Annotated in this window: 16 protein-coding genes and 2 pseudogenes; 5 read left to right on the forward strand and 13 right to left on the reverse strand. The window is 59.8% G+C overall.

Annotated features, from left to right (window positions below; all coding sequences use genetic code 11):
• Nucleotide 1: 1 nt before the first annotated feature.
• Nucleotides 2-1,441 carry a cytochrome ubiquinol oxidase subunit I gene (locus tag ACYZTR_RS24455; RefSeq protein WP_461974538.1) on the reverse strand — a complete coding sequence of 480 codons (1,440 nt, stop codon included), beginning with the start codon at nt 1,439-1,441 and terminating at the stop codon, nt 2-4.
• Between the two features lie 483 nt (nt 1,442-1,924).
• Between ACYZTR_RS24455 and ACYZTR_RS24460 the strand changes: the two genes are divergently transcribed.
• The gene (locus ACYZTR_RS24460; RefSeq protein WP_461974540.1) at nt 1,925-3,163 is read left to right on the forward strand and encodes an MFS transporter; all 1,239 of its coding nucleotides are present in this window, start codon (nt 1,925-1,927) and stop codon (nt 3,161-3,163) included.
• Here the strand turns inward: ACYZTR_RS24460 and ACYZTR_RS24465 are convergent.
• From ACYZTR_RS24465 to ACYZTR_RS24485, 5 genes are all read right to left on the reverse strand, one after another.
• Nucleotides 3,160-5,361 (reverse strand): xanthine dehydrogenase family protein molybdopterin-binding subunit, encoded by a 2,202-nt coding sequence (locus tag ACYZTR_RS24465; RefSeq protein WP_461974542.1) that lies wholly within the window; start codon nt 5,359-5,361, stop codon nt 3,160-3,162. The two genes, ACYZTR_RS24460 and ACYZTR_RS24465, sit on opposite strands and share 4 nt — an antisense overlap.
• Nucleotides 5,358-6,347, reverse strand: coding sequence for an FAD binding domain-containing protein (locus ACYZTR_RS24470; protein WP_461974544.1), 990 nt, complete (start codon nt 6,345-6,347; stop codon nt 5,358-5,360). The genes ACYZTR_RS24465 and ACYZTR_RS24470 overlap by 4 nt, the downstream gene beginning before the upstream one ends.
• The gene (locus ACYZTR_RS24475) at nt 6,344-6,877 is read right to left on the reverse strand and encodes a (2Fe-2S)-binding protein (RefSeq protein WP_461974546.1); all 534 of its coding nucleotides are present in this window, start codon (nt 6,875-6,877) and stop codon (nt 6,344-6,346) included. The genes ACYZTR_RS24470 and ACYZTR_RS24475 overlap by 4 nt, the downstream gene beginning before the upstream one ends.
• A gap of 111 nt (nt 6,878-6,988) precedes the next feature.
• Complete coding sequence (locus tag ACYZTR_RS24480) at nt 6,989-7,540, reverse strand: DJ-1 family glyoxalase III (RefSeq protein WP_461974548.1); 552 nt, start codon at nt 7,538-7,540, stop codon at nt 6,989-6,991.
• Between the two features lie 66 nt (nt 7,541-7,606).
• Nucleotides 7,607-8,062 carry a DUF4879 domain-containing protein gene (locus ACYZTR_RS24485; RefSeq protein WP_461979877.1) on the reverse strand — a complete coding sequence of 152 codons (456 nt, stop codon included), beginning with the start codon at nt 8,060-8,062 and terminating at the stop codon, nt 7,607-7,609.
• A 214-nt stretch (nt 8,063-8,276) separates the two neighbouring features.
• On the opposite strand from ACYZTR_RS24485, the gene ACYZTR_RS24490 reads away from it, so the two are divergent.
• Together ACYZTR_RS24490 and trmA are read left to right on the forward strand one after the other, a co-directional pair.
• Nucleotides 8,277-9,572, forward strand: a complete 1,296-nt coding sequence (locus ACYZTR_RS24490; protein ID WP_461974550.1) for an NCS2 family permease — start codon at nt 8,277-8,279, stop codon at nt 9,570-9,572.
• The gene (trmA, locus tag ACYZTR_RS24495; protein WP_461974552.1) at nt 9,569-10,648 is read left to right on the forward strand and encodes a tRNA (uridine(54)-C5)-methyltransferase TrmA; all 1,080 of its coding nucleotides are present in this window, start codon (nt 9,569-9,571) and stop codon (nt 10,646-10,648) included. The genes ACYZTR_RS24490 and trmA overlap by 4 nt, the downstream gene beginning before the upstream one ends.
• A 54-nt stretch (nt 10,649-10,702) precedes the next feature.
• Here the strand turns inward: trmA and ACYZTR_RS24500 are convergent, their stop codons facing one another.
• The 3 genes from ACYZTR_RS24500 to ACYZTR_RS24510 form a co-directional block, all read right to left on the reverse strand.
• Entirely contained in the window at nt 10,703-11,149 is a 447-nt protein-coding gene (locus ACYZTR_RS24500) for a DUF2442 domain-containing protein (protein ID WP_461974554.1), read from the reverse strand.
• Nucleotides 11,146-11,574, reverse strand: a complete 429-nt coding sequence (locus ACYZTR_RS24505) for a DUF4160 domain-containing protein (protein WP_461974556.1) — start codon at nt 11,572-11,574, stop codon at nt 11,146-11,148. The genes ACYZTR_RS24500 and ACYZTR_RS24505 overlap by 4 nt, the downstream gene beginning before the upstream one ends.
• Before the next feature lie 213 nt (nt 11,575-11,787).
• Nucleotides 11,788-11,994, reverse strand: a complete 207-nt coding sequence (locus ACYZTR_RS24510; protein ID WP_461974558.1) for a tautomerase family protein — start codon at nt 11,992-11,994, stop codon at nt 11,788-11,790.
• 143 nt (nt 11,995-12,137) lie between these two features.
• Here ACYZTR_RS24510 and ACYZTR_RS24515 point away from each other — a divergent pair, with 143 nt between their 5' ends.
• Both ACYZTR_RS24515 and ACYZTR_RS24520 read left to right on the forward strand, forming a co-directional pair.
• Nucleotides 12,138-13,049 (forward strand): LysR family transcriptional regulator, encoded by a 912-nt coding sequence (locus ACYZTR_RS24515; RefSeq protein WP_461974560.1) that lies wholly within the window; start codon nt 12,138-12,140, stop codon nt 13,047-13,049.
• Nucleotides 13,034-13,240, forward strand: a pseudogene (locus ACYZTR_RS24520) (type II 3-dehydroquinate dehydratase); the annotation flags it as partial. The gene ACYZTR_RS24515 and the pseudogene ACYZTR_RS24520, both read left to right, overlap by 16 nt.
• Here the strand turns inward: ACYZTR_RS24520 and ACYZTR_RS24525 are convergent.
• From ACYZTR_RS24525 to ACYZTR_RS24540, 4 genes and pseudogenes are all read right to left on the reverse strand, one after another.
• Entirely contained in the window at nt 13,182-13,859 is a 678-nt protein-coding gene (locus tag ACYZTR_RS24525) for a TetR family transcriptional regulator (protein ID WP_461974562.1), read from the reverse strand. The pseudogene ACYZTR_RS24520 and the gene ACYZTR_RS24525 sit on opposite strands and share 59 nt — an antisense overlap.
• Before the next feature lie 145 nt (nt 13,860-14,004).
• Nucleotides 14,005-14,217: pseudogene (locus ACYZTR_RS24530) on the reverse strand (VOC family protein); the annotation flags it as partial.
• 11 nt (nt 14,218-14,228) lie between these two features.
• Complete coding sequence (locus ACYZTR_RS24535) at nt 14,229-15,107, reverse strand: DMT family transporter (RefSeq protein WP_461974564.1); 879 nt, start codon at nt 15,105-15,107, stop codon at nt 14,229-14,231.
• A 163-nt stretch (nt 15,108-15,270) separates the two neighbouring features.
• Complete coding sequence (locus ACYZTR_RS24540; protein ID WP_461974566.1) at nt 15,271-16,047, reverse strand: IclR family transcriptional regulator; 777 nt, start codon at nt 16,045-16,047, stop codon at nt 15,271-15,273.
• Nucleotides 16,048-16,108 lie beyond the last annotated feature (61 nt).

Below are 16,108 nucleotides of genomic sequence, written 5' to 3' on the forward strand. Positions count from 1 at the left end.
TTCAAATCTCCTTGGTCAGGCTGGGGCTGTGATCGCCGTCACCGTTGTCATCGGCGGCGGACAGCGGCCGGGCCGGTGTGCGTTTCTTGCCTGGACCGCCCTCGGGCGTTTCCTTGCCTTCGTCGATCTTCGGCCCTTTGCGCACCAGGCGCATCATGTAGCCCAGACCGGCACCGAACAGCGCAAAATAGACCACGACGAACATGATCAACGTGATGCTCATCTGCATGAAGCTGTGATTGGACGACGCATCCGCCGTACGCATCAAGCCGTACACCACCCATGGCTGACGACCGATTTCAGTGGTGAACCAACCGGCGAGAATCGCGATCAGGCCGGACGGGCCCATCCACAATGCCAGGTACAGGAATGGCCGCGAGGTATAGAGCTTGTCGCGTTTGCGCAGCCACAGGCTCCACAACCCGGTAAAAATCATCAGGAAACCCAGGCCGACCATGATCCGGAACGACCAGAACACGATGGTCGAATTAGGTCGGTCTTCAGGCGGGAAGTCCTTGAGCGCCGGCACCTGCTTGTCCAGCGAGTGCGTGAGGATCAGGCTGCCCAGATACGGAATCTCTACCGCGAATTTGGTCCGCTCTTCTTTCATGTCCGGCCAGCCGAACAGGATCAGTGGGGTCGGTTCATCACCGTGGTTTTCCCAGTGCCCTTCAATCGCGGCGATTTTTGCAGGCTGATGCTCAAGCGTATTCAGCCCGTGAAAGTCACCGATGACTGCCTGAATCGGCGCCACGATCAACGCCATCCACATGGCCATCGAGAGCATGGTGCGGATCGCCGGGTTGTCCTTGCCGCGCAGCAAATGCCAGGCCGCCGAGGAACCGACGAAGAAGGCGGTCGCGACGAACGCCGCCGTCGACATGTGCAACAGGCGGTAAGGAAACGACGGGTTGAAGATCACCGCCAGCCAGTCCACCGGAATCACCTGGCCATTGACGATTTCGTAGCCCTGCGGGGTCTGCATCCAGCTGTTGGAGGCAAGAATCCAGAAGGTCGAGATCAGGGTGCCGATGGCCACCATCACCGTGGCGAAGAAGTGCAGATTGCGCCCGACCTTGTTCCAGCCGAACAGCATGACGCCGAGGAAACCGGCTTCGAGGAAGAAAGCAGTCAGTACTTCATACGTCAGCAACGGCCCGGTCACCGAGCCGGCGAAGTCCGAGAAGCGGCTCCAGTTGGTGCCGAACTGATAGGCCATGACGAGCCCGGAAACCACACCCATTCCGAAGTTGACGGCAAAGATCTTCGACCAGAAGTGGTACAGATCGCGGTACGTGTCGTTATTGGTTTTCAGCCACAGGCCTTCGAGCACCGCCAGGTAACTCGCCAGGCCAATGGTGATGGCGGGAAATAGAATGTGAAACGAAATAGTGAACGCGAACTGAATCCGGGCGAGATCAAGTGCCTCCAAACCGAACATAAGTCTTCCTCTGTCAGGTAATACCGGCTGAAGGCTTGTGGCCTACACCCACTGCCCCCACGGATATGGAGTGTGGCGAATTTGAATTCGTTCTTTTTTTACAAACATCACAACGTAGGGAGTCTGGCCAACTGGCCTGCGGATCATTTCCACGAACGGTCTTGATCTGGATCAAGCAACGCTAAAAGAGTAGTCCCATTTTTGACGATGGACGGTGTGGTCTTTTGCCGCGTGACAGGTTGCCTCACGGGTATGGCAATCACTGGCAACACATCCCCCTGTGGGAGCGGGCTTGCTCGCGAAGCGGTGTGTCAGGCAACAGATTAGTGACTGATACGCCGCCATCGCGAGCAAGCTCGCTCCCACAAGGTGATTCTCCGTTTCGCGATCGGTGTCTAGCTAACGAAATTTCCCGACCCTGCAACTTTTGGTTACAGCTTGGTGATAATCTCGACCCTCCCCTCGCTCAAGACCTGCCTTCAGATGCCCAGCCAAGCGCCCTTGCTGTTACGTCATCACCGCCCGTTTATCGCGTTCTGGCTGGCTCGGGTGTTTACCGCCAGCGGTTTTCAGATGCTCACGGTGGCCATTGGCTGGAACCTCTACCAACTGACCGGCAATGTGCTCGATCTGGGCCTGGTCGGTTTGGTGGAGTTCGCCCCGCGAGTGCTGTTCATGCTGCACACCGGGCATGTCGCCGACCGCTATGACCGACGCAAGGTCGCGGCGATCTGTCAGGCGCTGCAAGCGCTGATCGCCTTGGCGCTGGCCATCGGCAGCGCAACCGACCATGTCACCCGGGAAATGATCTTCATCCTCGCGTTTCTGCTCGGTGCCGCGCGCTCCTTCGAGATGCCGACCACTCAGGCCCTGCTGCCGAGCATCGTGCCCAGCGCACTGTTTCCGCGCGCCGTCGCCGCCGCCCAATCCGCACAGCAATCAGCGACCATCGTCGCCCCGGCGTTGGGCGGTTTGCTTTACGCCTTTGGCGGCGTCTGGGTCTATGGCCCGACGGTGATCCTCTACATCATCGCCTGCATGCTGATGCTCAACCTGCCCGCCCGGCAAACACCGTTGAACAAGGGCAAGGCCACCCTGGACTCGTTGCTGGCGGGCATCCGTTTCATTCGCAGTCGCCCGGACATTCTCGGGGCGATTTCCCTGGATCTGTTTGCCGTCCTGCTCGGTGGCGCGACGGCGTTGCTGCCGGTGTTCGCCAAGGACATTCTGCTGACCGGCCCCTGGGGACTGGGCCTGTTGCGTTCGGCGCCGGCAGTCGGTGCGCTGCTGATGTCGCTGTACCTGGCGAGATTTGCCGTGGAGCGCAAAGTCGGACGGGTCATGTTCACCGCTGTGGGCGTTTTCGGCGTCGCGACCATTGCGTTCGGCCTGTCAACCTCGTTCTGGTTTTCCCTGGCGGTGTTAGTGGTGTTGGGCGCGGCGGACATGATCAGCATGGTGATCCGCGCCTCCTTCGTGCAACTGGAAACCCCGGATGAAATGCGCGGCCGGGTCAGCGCCGTAAACGGTCTGTTCATCGGCGCATCGAACCAGTTGGGCGAGTTTGAATCCGGCTTGACCGCCCATTGGTTCGGCACCGTGCCGGCGGTGGTCATGGGCGGCATCGGCACGCTGGTGGTCACCGGAGCCTGGATCAAACTGTTCCCGACCCTGGCCAACCGCGACCGCATGCATGTGCCGGCGGAAGAAGCCAGGGTCTAAAGGAGTTTGTCCAAGGTGATGGGGAAGTCCCGCACCCGCTTTCCGGTGGCGTGATAAATGGCATTGGCCACCGCCGCCGCGACCCCGACGATACCTATTTCACCCACGCCCTTGGAACCCAGGGCGTTGACGATCTCATCGTATTCTTCGACAAACAGCACATCAATGTCGCCGACGTCGGCGTTTACCGGAATGTGATACTCGGCCAGGCTGTGGTTCATATGACGGCCCAGCGCGTGGTCAGTTTGTGTTTCTTCGTGTAACGCCATGCCGATGCCCCAGACCACACCGCCAAGGATCTGGCTACGAGCCATTTTCGGGTTGACCACTCGCCCCGCGGCGATGGCGCTGACCACCCGACGGACCTTCACCGTCCCCAAATCCTCGTCCACTGATACCTCGACGAACACCGCCGAATGAGTCGCAGTGGCGTAGGCTTCGCGTTTTTTGTCAGGCTCGGCGTCCACCTGAACATCGAGCGTTTCTTCGTTGCTGTCTCGGGCCAGGTCAGCCAGCGATACCTGCACTTCGCCGAAGGACAGTTGGCCGTCTTCGAAAACCGCCTGCTCCGAGGTCACGCCACTGAATGCCGGTTGCGTCTGCCGCGCTACGGTGATCAACTTTTCCTTTAATGCCTCGCAGGCCTGCTGGACTGCGGTGCCTACCGACGAAACAGTGAACGAACCGCCCTGCAATGGCGCGGTCGGTAATGAAGAATCGCCGAGAACAAAAGTGACATCCTTCAGCGAAACGCCCGACGCCTGGGCGGCGATTTGCGTCATCACCGTGTAGGTTCCAGTGCCGATGTCTGTCGTCGCGCTGCTGACTGTCAGTTTGCCGTTGTGATCGAGGCTGGCCTTGGCGCTGGCCTTCTGTTGCATCGCCTCCCAGACACCGCCGGCCATGCCCCAACCGACCAACTGCCGGCCCTGGCGCATGCTGCGGGGCTCGGCATTGCGTTTTTCCCAGCCGAAGCGTTTCGCGCCTTGGGCATAACACTCGCGCAGCGCCTTGCTGGAATACGGTTTGTCTTCGTTCTGATTGCGCTCGGCATAGTTGATCAAGCGCAGTTGCACCGGATCGATCGCCAACGCACAGGCCAGTTCGTCCATCGCACATTCGAGGCCGATCAACCCCAGCGCTGCGCCGGGGGCACGCATGTCCAGTGGCGTGAAAACGTCCAAGGGCAGCAGTTTGTAGGTCAGCAGTACGTTGTCGCAGTGATAGAGCATGCCGCTCCACTCGACGACATGCTCGGTGAAATCTTCAAAACGCGAGGTCTGGCCGATGGCGGTATGAGCGACCGCCAGCAAGCGGCCGCTGGCGGCCGCGCCCAATTGCAGACGCTGCAAGGTGCGTGGCCGATAGCCGAACGTGAACATCTGCTGACGCGTCAGGGTCACCCGCACCGAGCGCTTGAGCGCCAGTGCCGCCATCACCGCCAGGGGTAATTGATACTGTGGACGCAGGCCAGAGCCGAATGCGCCGCCGACATAAGCAGCGAAAATCCGGACGTGCTCTTTATCCAGACCGAAGACCTTTTGCACGTACGACTGACAGTTCTGCGTGCCCTGAGTCTTGTCATGGATATGCAAACTGCCATCGGCCTGATACAGCACCGTACTGGCGTGAGGCTCCATCGGGTTGTGGTGTTCGATCGGCGTGCTGTAGTTCAGATCCAGGCTGATGGCCGCGCTGGCAAATTCAGCCTGAAAATTCCCACGGGGTTTGGGGAGTTCGGCGGGTGCCGGACGGGCTTCGCCTTGCAGGGTCAGCAAATCGGTCTGATGAGATTCGGCTTCGTATTCGATCACGACCAACGAACCGGCATACCGCGCCAACTCAAGATTGTCGGCAACGATCAAGGCCAATGGCTGACCGTTGAATAGGACCCGGTCGTTGTACAACGGGCGAAACGGCGAGCCTTTGGCCGAGTCGGCGTCTTCATAGTCTTTGTCATAACTGGCGATTTTCGGCCGGCTCGTGTGATCGATCACCGCGACCACGCCAGGCAGCGCCAGGGCCTGGGACGCATCAATGCGAGTCACCCGACCGCAGGCGATACGACTGGAAACCACGCTACCGTGAAGCAGCCCTTCCTCGGGAAACTCTGCGGCATAACGAGCCTGGCCGGTCACTTTGAGCTGACCGTCGACGCGATCCAGCGGCTGCCCAATTGGCTTGGTATCAGTATTCATGACGCTTGCCCTCCCAGCGCGGCATCGCTCAGTGCGCGGATGATGGCCCGGCGCGCCAGTTTGACTTTAAAAGCGTTGTGTTCGAGAGGTTCGGCGTTTTGCAGCAGGGCATCGGCGGCGGCGCTGAAGGTTTCGTGGCTGACCGCCTTACCGGCCAGCCAACTCTCCACCGCCTTGTCGCGCCAGGGTTTGTGTGCCACGCCGCCGAGGACCAGCCGCGCCTCGCGAATGATCGGCCCGGTCATGTCGAGCGCCGCAGCCACCGAGACCAATGCAAAAGCATAAGACGCGCGATCACGGATCTTCAGGTAATGGCTGTGCGCGGGAAAACCCGTGGCGGGCAACTCGATGGCGGTAATCAGTTCATCGTCGGCCAGTTGGTTGTCGCGCTCGGGAGCATCGCCAGGCAAACGGTGGAAATCGGCGAACTCGATGGCACGCGCTCCACCGCGACCTTGCACATGGACCACGGCCTCCAGAGCAGCCAAGGCCACACACATGTCGGAGGGATGCGTGGCGACGCACTGCGCACTGGCGCCGAAGATGGCGTGGATTCGGTTCAGGCCGTCCCGCGCCGGACAACCGCTCCCAGGCTCGCGTTTGTTACACGGCACATTGGCGTCGTAGAAGTAGTAGCAGCGAGTGCGTTGCAGCACGTTGCCGCCAGTGCTGGCCATATTGCGCAGTTGCGGCGACGCGCCGGCCAGGATTGCCTGGGACAACAGCGGATAGCGCTGTTCGATCAGCGGGTGCCAGGCCAGGTCCGCGTTGCTGACCAGAGCGCCGATCAGCAGCCCACCCTTGGTTGTTTCAGTGACCTCACGCAACGGCAGACCGGTGATGTCGATCAAGTGCTCGGGGCGGGTGACATTTTCCTTCATCAAATCCAGCAGATTCGTACCGCCGGCAATGAACCGCGACGCCGGGCCGGCGAGATGAACCGCATCCTGCACCGACTCGGGCTTGCTGTAATGGAAAGGGTTCATTGGCCACCTCCTTGCCCGGCTCGTTGACGGCAGGCAGGCAGGGCCTCTTCGATGGCATCGCGGATGTTGCTGTAGGCACCGCAGCGGCAAAGATTGCCGCTCATCAACTCCTGAATCTGCTCGGTGGTTTGCGCCCGACCTTCGTTGACCAGCCCGACCGCCGAGCAGATCTGACCGGGCGTGCAGTACCCGCATTGAAAGGCATCGTGCTTGATAAAGGCCTGCTGCATCGGGTGCAGCTCGTCACCATTGGCCAAGCCTTCGATCGTGGTCAATTGAGCACCGTCACACATCACCGCCAGCGTCAGGCAGGCATTCACTCGTTTGCCGTTGAGCAATACCGTGCAGGCGCCACACTGACCGTGATCGCAACCTTTTTTCGTACCGATCAGGTCCAGTTGCTCACGCAGCAAGTCCAGCAACGTGGTCCAGGGCAACACCTCAAGCTGACACTCCTGACCGTTGAGGTTCAGGCCTAGCGGATGGCGGACGAATGACGGCTGCGCAGCATCGGGAGTCGTAGCGCTCATAAACACCTCACGGTTGATCGTACGTTCGCGGCGTTTTGGCAAACCGCCGTCATAAGGGGTACGACTTCGGGGTGTAGTGAGCGTTCAAGGGAATTGATTTGTGGCGCGGCGCTACACCACCAACTCCCCCGCCACCGCCGCTCGCGTGGCCTTACCGCAGAGTTGTTCCACCAGCGTCAGGGCGAATTGCAACACCGCCCCTGAACCCTGCGCGGTGATGCAGTTGCCATCGACCACCACCGGTTGATCGACGAAGTTGCAGCCCAACAGTTGATGGCTGGCCGATGGCAGGCAGGTCATACGCCGCTGACGCAGTACGCCAAAGGCTTGCAACGCCAGCGCCGGGGCCTCGGCGATGCCGGCGAACAGGCGTCCGGCCGCGGCCTGATCCTTGAGCAATTGTCGCAGGGGTTGATGGTTCGCCAGATGTTGCGCCCCCACGGCACCGCCGGGCAGGACAATCAGGTCGAACGCCTGGGCCAGCACGTCCACCAGCATCGCATCGGACGTCACACGGGTGCCGCGCGCGCAGGTGAGCATGCGCCGCCGCTCGATGCTGGCTACCACCAGTTCAACCTTGGCGCGGCGCAACACATCAATCAGGGTCACTGATTGCAGGTCATCGATGCCCTCGGCGAGGGTAATCAGAGCTCTAAAGGTCATGGGCGCAGTCCACTGGATGATCTTTAAAGCGTAGTCAGCTTTCCTGCCCCTTGTTCGAACCCGCCGTTACTTGATGTAAAGCTGCGTCGACAGCGTATTGCCTGGCGCGTTGATCGACGTGTTGCTGAAGGTAAATGTGCCTTCCTGCTTGCCGGCCAGATCGAAGACATACAAATAGCCGACGGTTTTTCTCCCGACGGTGCACTCAGTCAGGTTGCCATTATCAAAAGCACAGACCGGGGTGCGGGTGCCGTTCACGTCAAAACCATCCAACCCGACATGTGCCCCGCGGCCGTAGCCGACTTCCAGTACGTAGATTCTGATGTTCGGTCCACTGTGATCGCAGCGTGTTTTCTCCTGCCCCGACGCGATGTCTTCAAAACCGCAGACCGGCGACTCGACCTTGAGTACCTTCACCTGACTCAACGGCGCCGCCGATGCAGCCGAGGCGGTGTGTGCCCCCAGGAACAAGGCGATTGACACTGCGCATACGGCAATCAGACGTCTATTCATGCAATACATAAGTACCCCCAAAACCAGCGCGCAGTATGGCTCACTTCGCTTTAGCGCAAAACATCGACGACGATCGCAGCCATAAGCAGCCATAGCCTCACGCTGCTGGTATGATGCGCGGCTTTTTCCGACCCACAGAAAATGACCAGGCGCCTGCAGCGGTCTGTGCTTTGCTGTTGAGGTCGATACATTCACGGCGCCGGGCGCGCCACGGGGAGCAGACATGCTGGAAAGGCTGTTTCAACTCAAGGCACACAACACCAACGTGCGAACCGAGATTCTGGCGGGCGTCACGACCTTTTTGGCCATGGCCTACATCCTGTTCGTCAACCCGAGCATTCTCGGCGAGACCGGCATGGACAAGGGCGCGGTGTTCGTCGCCACGTGTCTGGCAGCCGCCATCGGCTCCACGGTGATGGGCCTGATCGCCAACTACCCGATCGCCCTCGCGCCGGGCATGGGCCTGAACGCCTTCTTTACCTACACCGTGGTCCTGCACATGGGCCATACCTGGCAAGTGGCGCTTGGGGCGGTGTTCATCTCGGCGGTGCTGTTTTTCCTGCTGTCGATCTTCCGCATCCGCGAATGGATCATCAACAGCATCCCGTTGCCGCTGCGTTCAGCGATTGCCGCCGGTATCGGCCTGTTCCTGGCCCTGATCGCCCTGCATAACGCGGGCATCGTGGTGAGCAACCCGGCAACCATGGTCGGCCTCGGCGATCTGAAACAACCGGCCCCGATCCTCGCGACCCTCGGCTTTGCCCTGATCGTTGCCCTCGAAGCGCTGAAGATTCGCGGCGCGGTACTGATCGGCATTCTGGTGGTGACCATCGTTTCGATCGTGATGGGCTTCACCCCGTTTGGCGGCGTGATGTCGATGCCGCCGTCCCTGGCCCCGACGTTCCTGCAACTGGACATCAAAGGTGCCCTGGACATCGGCCTGGTCAGCGTGATTTTCGCCTTCCTGTTCGTCGATCTGTTCGACAACTCCGGCACCCTGATCGGCGTCGCCAAGCGCGCAGGCCTGATGGGCAAGGACGGTCATATGCCGAAAATGGGCCGCGCCCTGATCGCAGACAGCACCGCGGCCATGGCCGGTTCGCTGCTGGGCACTTCGACCACCACCAGTTACATCGAATCCGCCGCCGGCGTGAGTGCCGGTGGCCGCACCGGCCTGACCGCCGTTGTCGTAGCGATTCTGTTCCTGTTGGCGCTGTTTTTCTCGCCATTGGCGGCCAGCGTTCCAGCCTTTGCTACCGCGCCTGCACTGCTGTTCGTCGCGGTACTGATGACATCCGGCCTGGCCGAAATAGACTGGGACGACATCACCGTCGCCGCACCGGTCGTGGTCACCACCCTGGCCATGCCGTTCACTTATTCCATCGCCAACGGCATCGCCTTCGGTTTCATCTCCTGGACCGCGATCAAGTTGCTGTCCGGCCGCGCCCGTGAGCTCAACTCGGCGCTGGTGATTCTGTCGATTCTGTTCGTGATCAAGTTGGGTTGGTTCAACGCATGACTTTTGATTCCCAGGCTTACGCCGTTCAGCTCGAAGAAAAGGTCACGCGCCTGCGTGACCTGCTGGCCCCGTTCGGTGCGCCAGAACCTGCAGTGTTCGACTCACCGCTGCAAAATTTCCGCCTGCGCGCCGAATTCCGCTTGTGGCGCGAAGCCGGCGAGCGTCACTACGCGATGTTTTCCCAGGAAGATAAACGCACACCGATCCTGATCGAAGAGTTCCCGATCGCAAGCACGCGTATCAATCAGTTGATGCCGCAGCTGAAGGCAGCGTGGCAAGCGAGTGCGGCCCTGAGCCACAAGCTGTTTCAGGTGGAGTTCCTGACCACGCTGGCCGGCGATGCGTTGATCACGCTGTGCTATCACCGCCCGCTGGATGAGCACTGGCACGCGGCGGCCTCGAAACTGGCCGCCGACCTGAACGTCAGCATCATCGGCCGTTCCAAGGGCAAACGCGAAGTGATCGGTCACGATTACGTGGTCGAGCAGATGGACGTCAGCGGTCGCACCTTCAGCTACCGCCAGCCGGAAGGCGCGTTCACCCAGCCCAACGGCACCGTGAACCAGAAGATGCTCAACTGGGCCTACGACTCACTTGGTGATCGCTCCGACGATTTGCTGGAGCTGTATTGCGGCAACGGCAACTTTACCCTGCCGCTCGCGACGCGCGTGCGCAAAGTGCTGGCCACCGAAATCAGCAAGGCCTCGGTCAACGCAGCGTTGAGCAATCTCAGCGAAAACGCTGTGGATAACGTCACGTTGGTGCGTTTGTCCGCCGAGGAGCTGACCGAAGCCCTGAACGAAGTTCGTCCGTTCCGTCGTCTGCACGGCATCGATCTGAAGAGCTACGAGTTTGGCAGTGTCTTCGTCGATCCGCCTCGCGCCGGTATGGACCCGGACACCTGCGAGTTGACCCGTCGCTTCGACAACATCCTCTATATTTCCTGCAACCCGGAAACCCTGGCGGCCAACATCGCCCAACTGCACGACACCCACCGCATCACCCGATGCGCAATGTTCGACCAGTTCCCGTGGACCCATCACATGGAATCCGGGGTGTTGCTGACTCGCCGGTAATTGCTGCGACCTCATACAAATCAGCCGTCATCACGACGGCTTTTTTGTGCGTGCTTAAAGGATGACATCTGCCTTGCGCGGACGCCCGCCCTTACGGCCATTCGCCCGCGCAGCCTCTGCTTTGGCGGCGCTGCTTTGGCGACCATTACGCGAGGCGATGACTGACGCGGCCATATCCATCAGCGGCTTGCTGGCCGAAATCATCCCGGCAATGGAGACCTGCAGATCCTTACCCTCATGGCAAAGGGCTGTCCCGGAAAAACCGACGTTCAGGTCTGCGAAATCCTCGACGTCGAAATCATCGAATTCCGGATAGTGCTGCACGGGCAACAGCACGCCACTGCCATCAATGAAACCGACCGCCAGGCACGGTTCCACAAAGGTCACCGAAGTCGCCTGCAGACCGCCTTTGTGCCGCACTTGCCCACGCTGGATGGCTTCATCCAGCACGGCCTCGGTTACGGGCCGATCCACCAACATTTTTGCTGTTATCGTTTTCATAGTTCGATCTCCACACCCTCCGGAACGCCCATCAGCGCCAGTAGGGTCTTGTTCGTCTCGGGCTCATAACAAGCCGAGCCAATCATGCAGGTCGTACTGGCGACCCTTTTTACCACCACGACTTCGCTGGTTTGCCAGTCCCATATCTGATGATCGAGGCAGACCGTGTGCAGCTTGTCCCACCAGATACACCGAGCGCGGCGCAAGTGAGCGGGTTGTCCGAGCGCGTGACGTAATCCTTCCAGCACCGCCACAGGTGGCCTGCGAGAATGAGGAACCACGTCCCACAGCTCGACACTGTTATGCCAGAAGCTGAATTTGAAGCGCGCACTCCAGGTTCCGGCATCCTCATGTGCATGCGGCGGGCAATGCTCATCGCGCAACATGATCACCATTGAAAACCCTTTGTAGCTGAATAATTTCATGCTAACCCATCCGTTAGGTTAATGAGTCCGAAGACTCGACATTCCTTGGAAAACCCGATAACTGGCGGTGAGCATTCGATCAGCCATCCGCCATTGAGCCTAGCGCTCAGGCCCTCGTCAGCCCGGCGGATAACGGCGCAAATTGGTAAGCAATCCTTTCACCGCATCCAAAAAAAAGCCGTCACGAGGACGGCTTTTCGGTTTTCTACACACTCACCCTGGCTGATTTTTTCGATACTCGGTCGTGGTCATCCCGGCATAACCCCAATTATCCGTGTCGACCTCCTCGATCACGATGTGGGTCAACTCCGCAGGCTTGCCGAGGACGCGCTGCAAGGTGTCGGTGATTTCGGCGATGACCTGGGCTTTCTGCTCCCGGGTCACGCCATCACGGGTAATACGTACGCTGACGAAAGGCATGACGTTTCTCCTGTCCGGTGATTAAAAAAAGACCGACCACTTGCCGGTGATGAAGTCGGCGCAGTCAAGTAAAGCACCGCTTCGGTGATTTCATCTACAGTGGCGAAATCCAGCACTTCATTTGATCCCCGGTGTAATCAATCATGCCGCGACAATTCGACGATCTTCAACTGGGCAGCATCGAACTGTTTTGTCTGGCCGCCGAGGCTGGCAGCTTTACCGCCGCCGCGCTGGTGGCTGGCGTGACGCCGGCAGCCGTGAGCCGCTCGGTGTCGCGCATGGAAGAGCGCCTGGGCGTGCGGTTGTTCGCCCGCACCACCCGCAGCGTCAATCTGACCGACAGTGGTCGGCGGTATTACGAGGAATGCCGTCAGGCGCTGGCGCAACTGGTCGAGGCCCAGCGCGAGGTCATGGGCCAGCAGCAACAACCTTCCGGCACTTTGCGCATCAGCATTCCCACCACCTATGCCCATCACCGAATCCTGCCATTGCTACCGGCTTTTCGGGCACGCTTTCCCGCGGTGAAGGTCGAGTCGCACATCAGCAATCGCAATATCGATTTTGTCGGCGAGGGCTATGACATGGCGATCCGCGTGCGGGCGATTCCTGATTCCGGCCTGATCGCCCGGCACTTGGAGGATGCGGCATTGGTGATGATTGCCAGTCCCGATTATCTGAAGCGCGCTGGCGTCCCGCACACCCTGGACGACCTCCAGCAGCACGAATGCATTCAGTACGAACTGCCTAGCAGCGGCCGACGCATTGCCTGGTTGTTCAACGACAATGGCGCGCCGCGGGAAATTCTGGCCGAGGGCAATCTCAGTTGTTCCGACGATGTGCTAGGGGGTGTGACCCTGGCAAAACATGGAGCAGGGTTGTTTCAGACTTATCGCTTCATTGTCGAAAAAGAACTGGCCGATGGCTCGCTGGTGGAAGTACTCAAGCCTTATGGCGGACGCTCGCGGCCGTTCACTTTGCTCTATCCGCAAACTCGCCATATGCCGCTGCGGTTGAGGGCGTTTATCGATTTTCTGGTTGAACATCTGCCGCGCTAAAAACCGCCAGCGAATTGCCGGTGATCGAAGTCCACCTGTCCAACGTTCACGCCCGCGAGCCATTCCGCCACCGTGCCGGTGGCGCCGGCGCGGCAGTGGCGGGTCGCGAGGGGTTAATCCCCTCACCCCACATCAGGCCTTCAGATACCGCAGAACCGACTCGCAAATCATCTCGCGATGACGCTCTTTGATGCTTTCGTCCGGCAGGTCGATCTGAAAAATCTCACCGAATGTATGGCGGTTCGACACGCGATAGAAGCAGAACGAACTGATCAGCAGGTGCACATCCAGCGGCTCAAGCCCCGCGCGAAACACGCCTTCCTCGGCACCGCGACGCAAAATCTCGCCCAGTGAATCGAGAATCGTGTTGTTCATCGCCTTGATCGCATCGGAACGTTTCACGTATTCAGCGTTGTGAATGTTCTCGATGCTGACAATCCGCACAAAGTCGACGTTGCGATCATGGTGGTCGAACGTGAATTCAACCAGCCGACGAATCGCTTCCACCGGCGCCAGTTCGGTCAGGTGCAGACGGTTTTCGGTGCTGCGGATATCGCCGTAGAGCTTCTCCAGCACCTCGACGTAGAGCTGTTCCTTACTGCCGAAGTAGTAATAGATCATGCGTTTTGAGGTGTGGATACGTTCGGCGATCGCATCGACGCGAGCGCCGGAAAGCCCCTGCTGGACGAACTCGACAATGGCTTCTTGAAGGATGTTCTCGCGGGTCTTTTCCGGGTTGTTCTTGCGACTCTTGCGGGGCTCGGCCATGGGTTCGCCAGGCGCTGGGGAGCGTTCTGAAATTATTGTCATTGCGGGCTCGCGGCCATCACTGCACAGGCTGGCGATTATGGGCCGCGCCGCACAGTGAAGGAAGCCGCGCCCCGGCAGTTTGTACCCGTGTTTACGATTTTCCTACAACTTTGCCTGACGTACGGCACCACTGCGGGATTTAGTCATTGAGCGGGATATCCCACAACGGTACGCCCGCCTCCTTGGCCCGGCTGACTTCGGCAAAGATGTCGTCGCAATCGAAGGCGATGTGATGCACACCGGAGCCGCGATAACTCGACAGCGCAGGTGAGATCGCGGTGTTGCGGTTCTCGGAAATGTTCAGCGGCAAGCGGATCGAACTGCAACGGCTGCGCAGCGCCCGGCTCTTCACCAAGCCCTCCCCCGGCATCACCGACGGCTTTGCTGCCAGGCTGCTGCCAACCCGCTGCAGCAAATCACCGCGATCCCGACCACCGTCGTCAGGGTCGGCGTGTGAGAAAACAGCAACCAGCCCAGCAAACCGGCAAAGACAATCTGGCAATAACCGAACGGCGCCAACAGCGCCGGGGCGGCGTGACGGAAGGCTTGCGTCAGAAACAGGTGAGCCGTCATCCCGCAGGCGCCCAGCGCCACCATCATAAGTCCATGCCCCAGGCTGGGTACTTGCCAGAAGAATGGCACCAGCGCGCTCATCACCAGCGTGTTACACAGCCCGGCGAAGAAGTTGCTGGTGGTCGGACTGTCGATGTTGCTGAGCTTGCGGGTGAGCAACTGATAGAAGCAGAAAAACAGCGCCGAGCAGAGCGGCAGCAACACCGCAGGGGTAAAGAGTTCTCCGCCGGGATGGACGATGATCAACACGCCGATAAATCCGCAAATCACCGCGATCCATTGGCCACGGGTGACGCGCTCACCCAGCAGCGGCACCGACAGCGCGGTCACCAAAACCGGCGCAAGAAAGTTGACTGCCGTCGCTTCAGCCAACGGGATGTACTGGAGGCCGGTGGTAAAAAACAAACTGGTGCCCAACAGGCAAAACGCCCTCACCGACTGCAGCATCGGGCGCTTGGTCCGTAGGACGCGCAACCCGGACTGCGGCAGAAAAATCCCGGCCATCAACACGGTGTGAACCACATAGCGAGCCCAGACCACCATCACGATCGGATAGAATCCCGAGAGGTATTTCGAAAAAGCGTCATGGGTGGAAAACAGGAACGTCGCAACGACGATCAGCAAAATCCCTTTGAAGGGTTGGTTTACGCCGGAGAGCGGGGTGCTTGCTGGCATGGGAATCCCTTGCGATGTGAAACGTGTCGCGGACGGCGCGCTTCAATAATTTAGAACGTGGTTCCAGATTCCGATAAAAGAATAGGCCGAATGTGTTCGAACACCGCACAGTTCTACGGTCGAAAAAAATTCGAATGTGGGAGAGGGCTGGCGGCGCACAGGGTTAACTGAACAACTCCGACGCCAGACTCGCCGCCGATAATTCCTCGGTATACCTCAACAGCAGCGGCGCCAACTCATGCAACCGTGCGCCCGGCATGCGCGCACTCGGCCCGGCGATGCTCAGCACACCGATCACCCGCCCCTCGCTTGGGTGCCGCACCGCCGCTGCGATCGCCGAGGTGCCCACCGCCGAACTTTCCTCGACCCAGGCGTAGCCCTGCTCCCGCGCAAGACGCAAACGCTCAAGCAGTTCAATGTTGGAACGCGGTGCATTCGGCCCGAGGTCTTTAGGTCGCTCGCCGCCCTGGCGTTCCACCAGCGACAACGCCTCGGCATCACTCATGCACGCTAGCCACGCATGGCCCGACGCGGTATAGAACAACGGCGCATCGCGGCCCATTTCCGGGTCGTAACGCAGGCCGGAACGAGCCCCCTGAGACTTGGCGATCCAGATTTGCCGCTCGCCTTCAATCAACCCAAGACGTACCAGCTCCCCGGTTTCCTGGGCCAGGCGATCCAGCACGGGCTGAACGATATCGGCACCGCTGCCCGATAGGTAACGGAAACCCATCGCCACCAGTTTGGTGGACAAGTGATACCGCAGGTTCTCCGGATTCTGCCGCACATAACCCAGCCGGATCAGTTCCGCGAGCAGGCGGTGAGTGGCGCTTTTAGGGATGTCCAGCTGCTCCGCGAGCATCTGCATCGGCAGGCCGCGAGGATCACTGGTGAGGCTTTCGAGCACGTTGAAGACACGTTCGATCTGACTGCCGGCCATGGGAGGTTCCGAATACAATTTGCATGATTCTAGAAGACGAACAGTGTAATTCGAAATCTGG

Source organism: Pseudomonas sp. Hz4, from assembly GCF_054898165.1.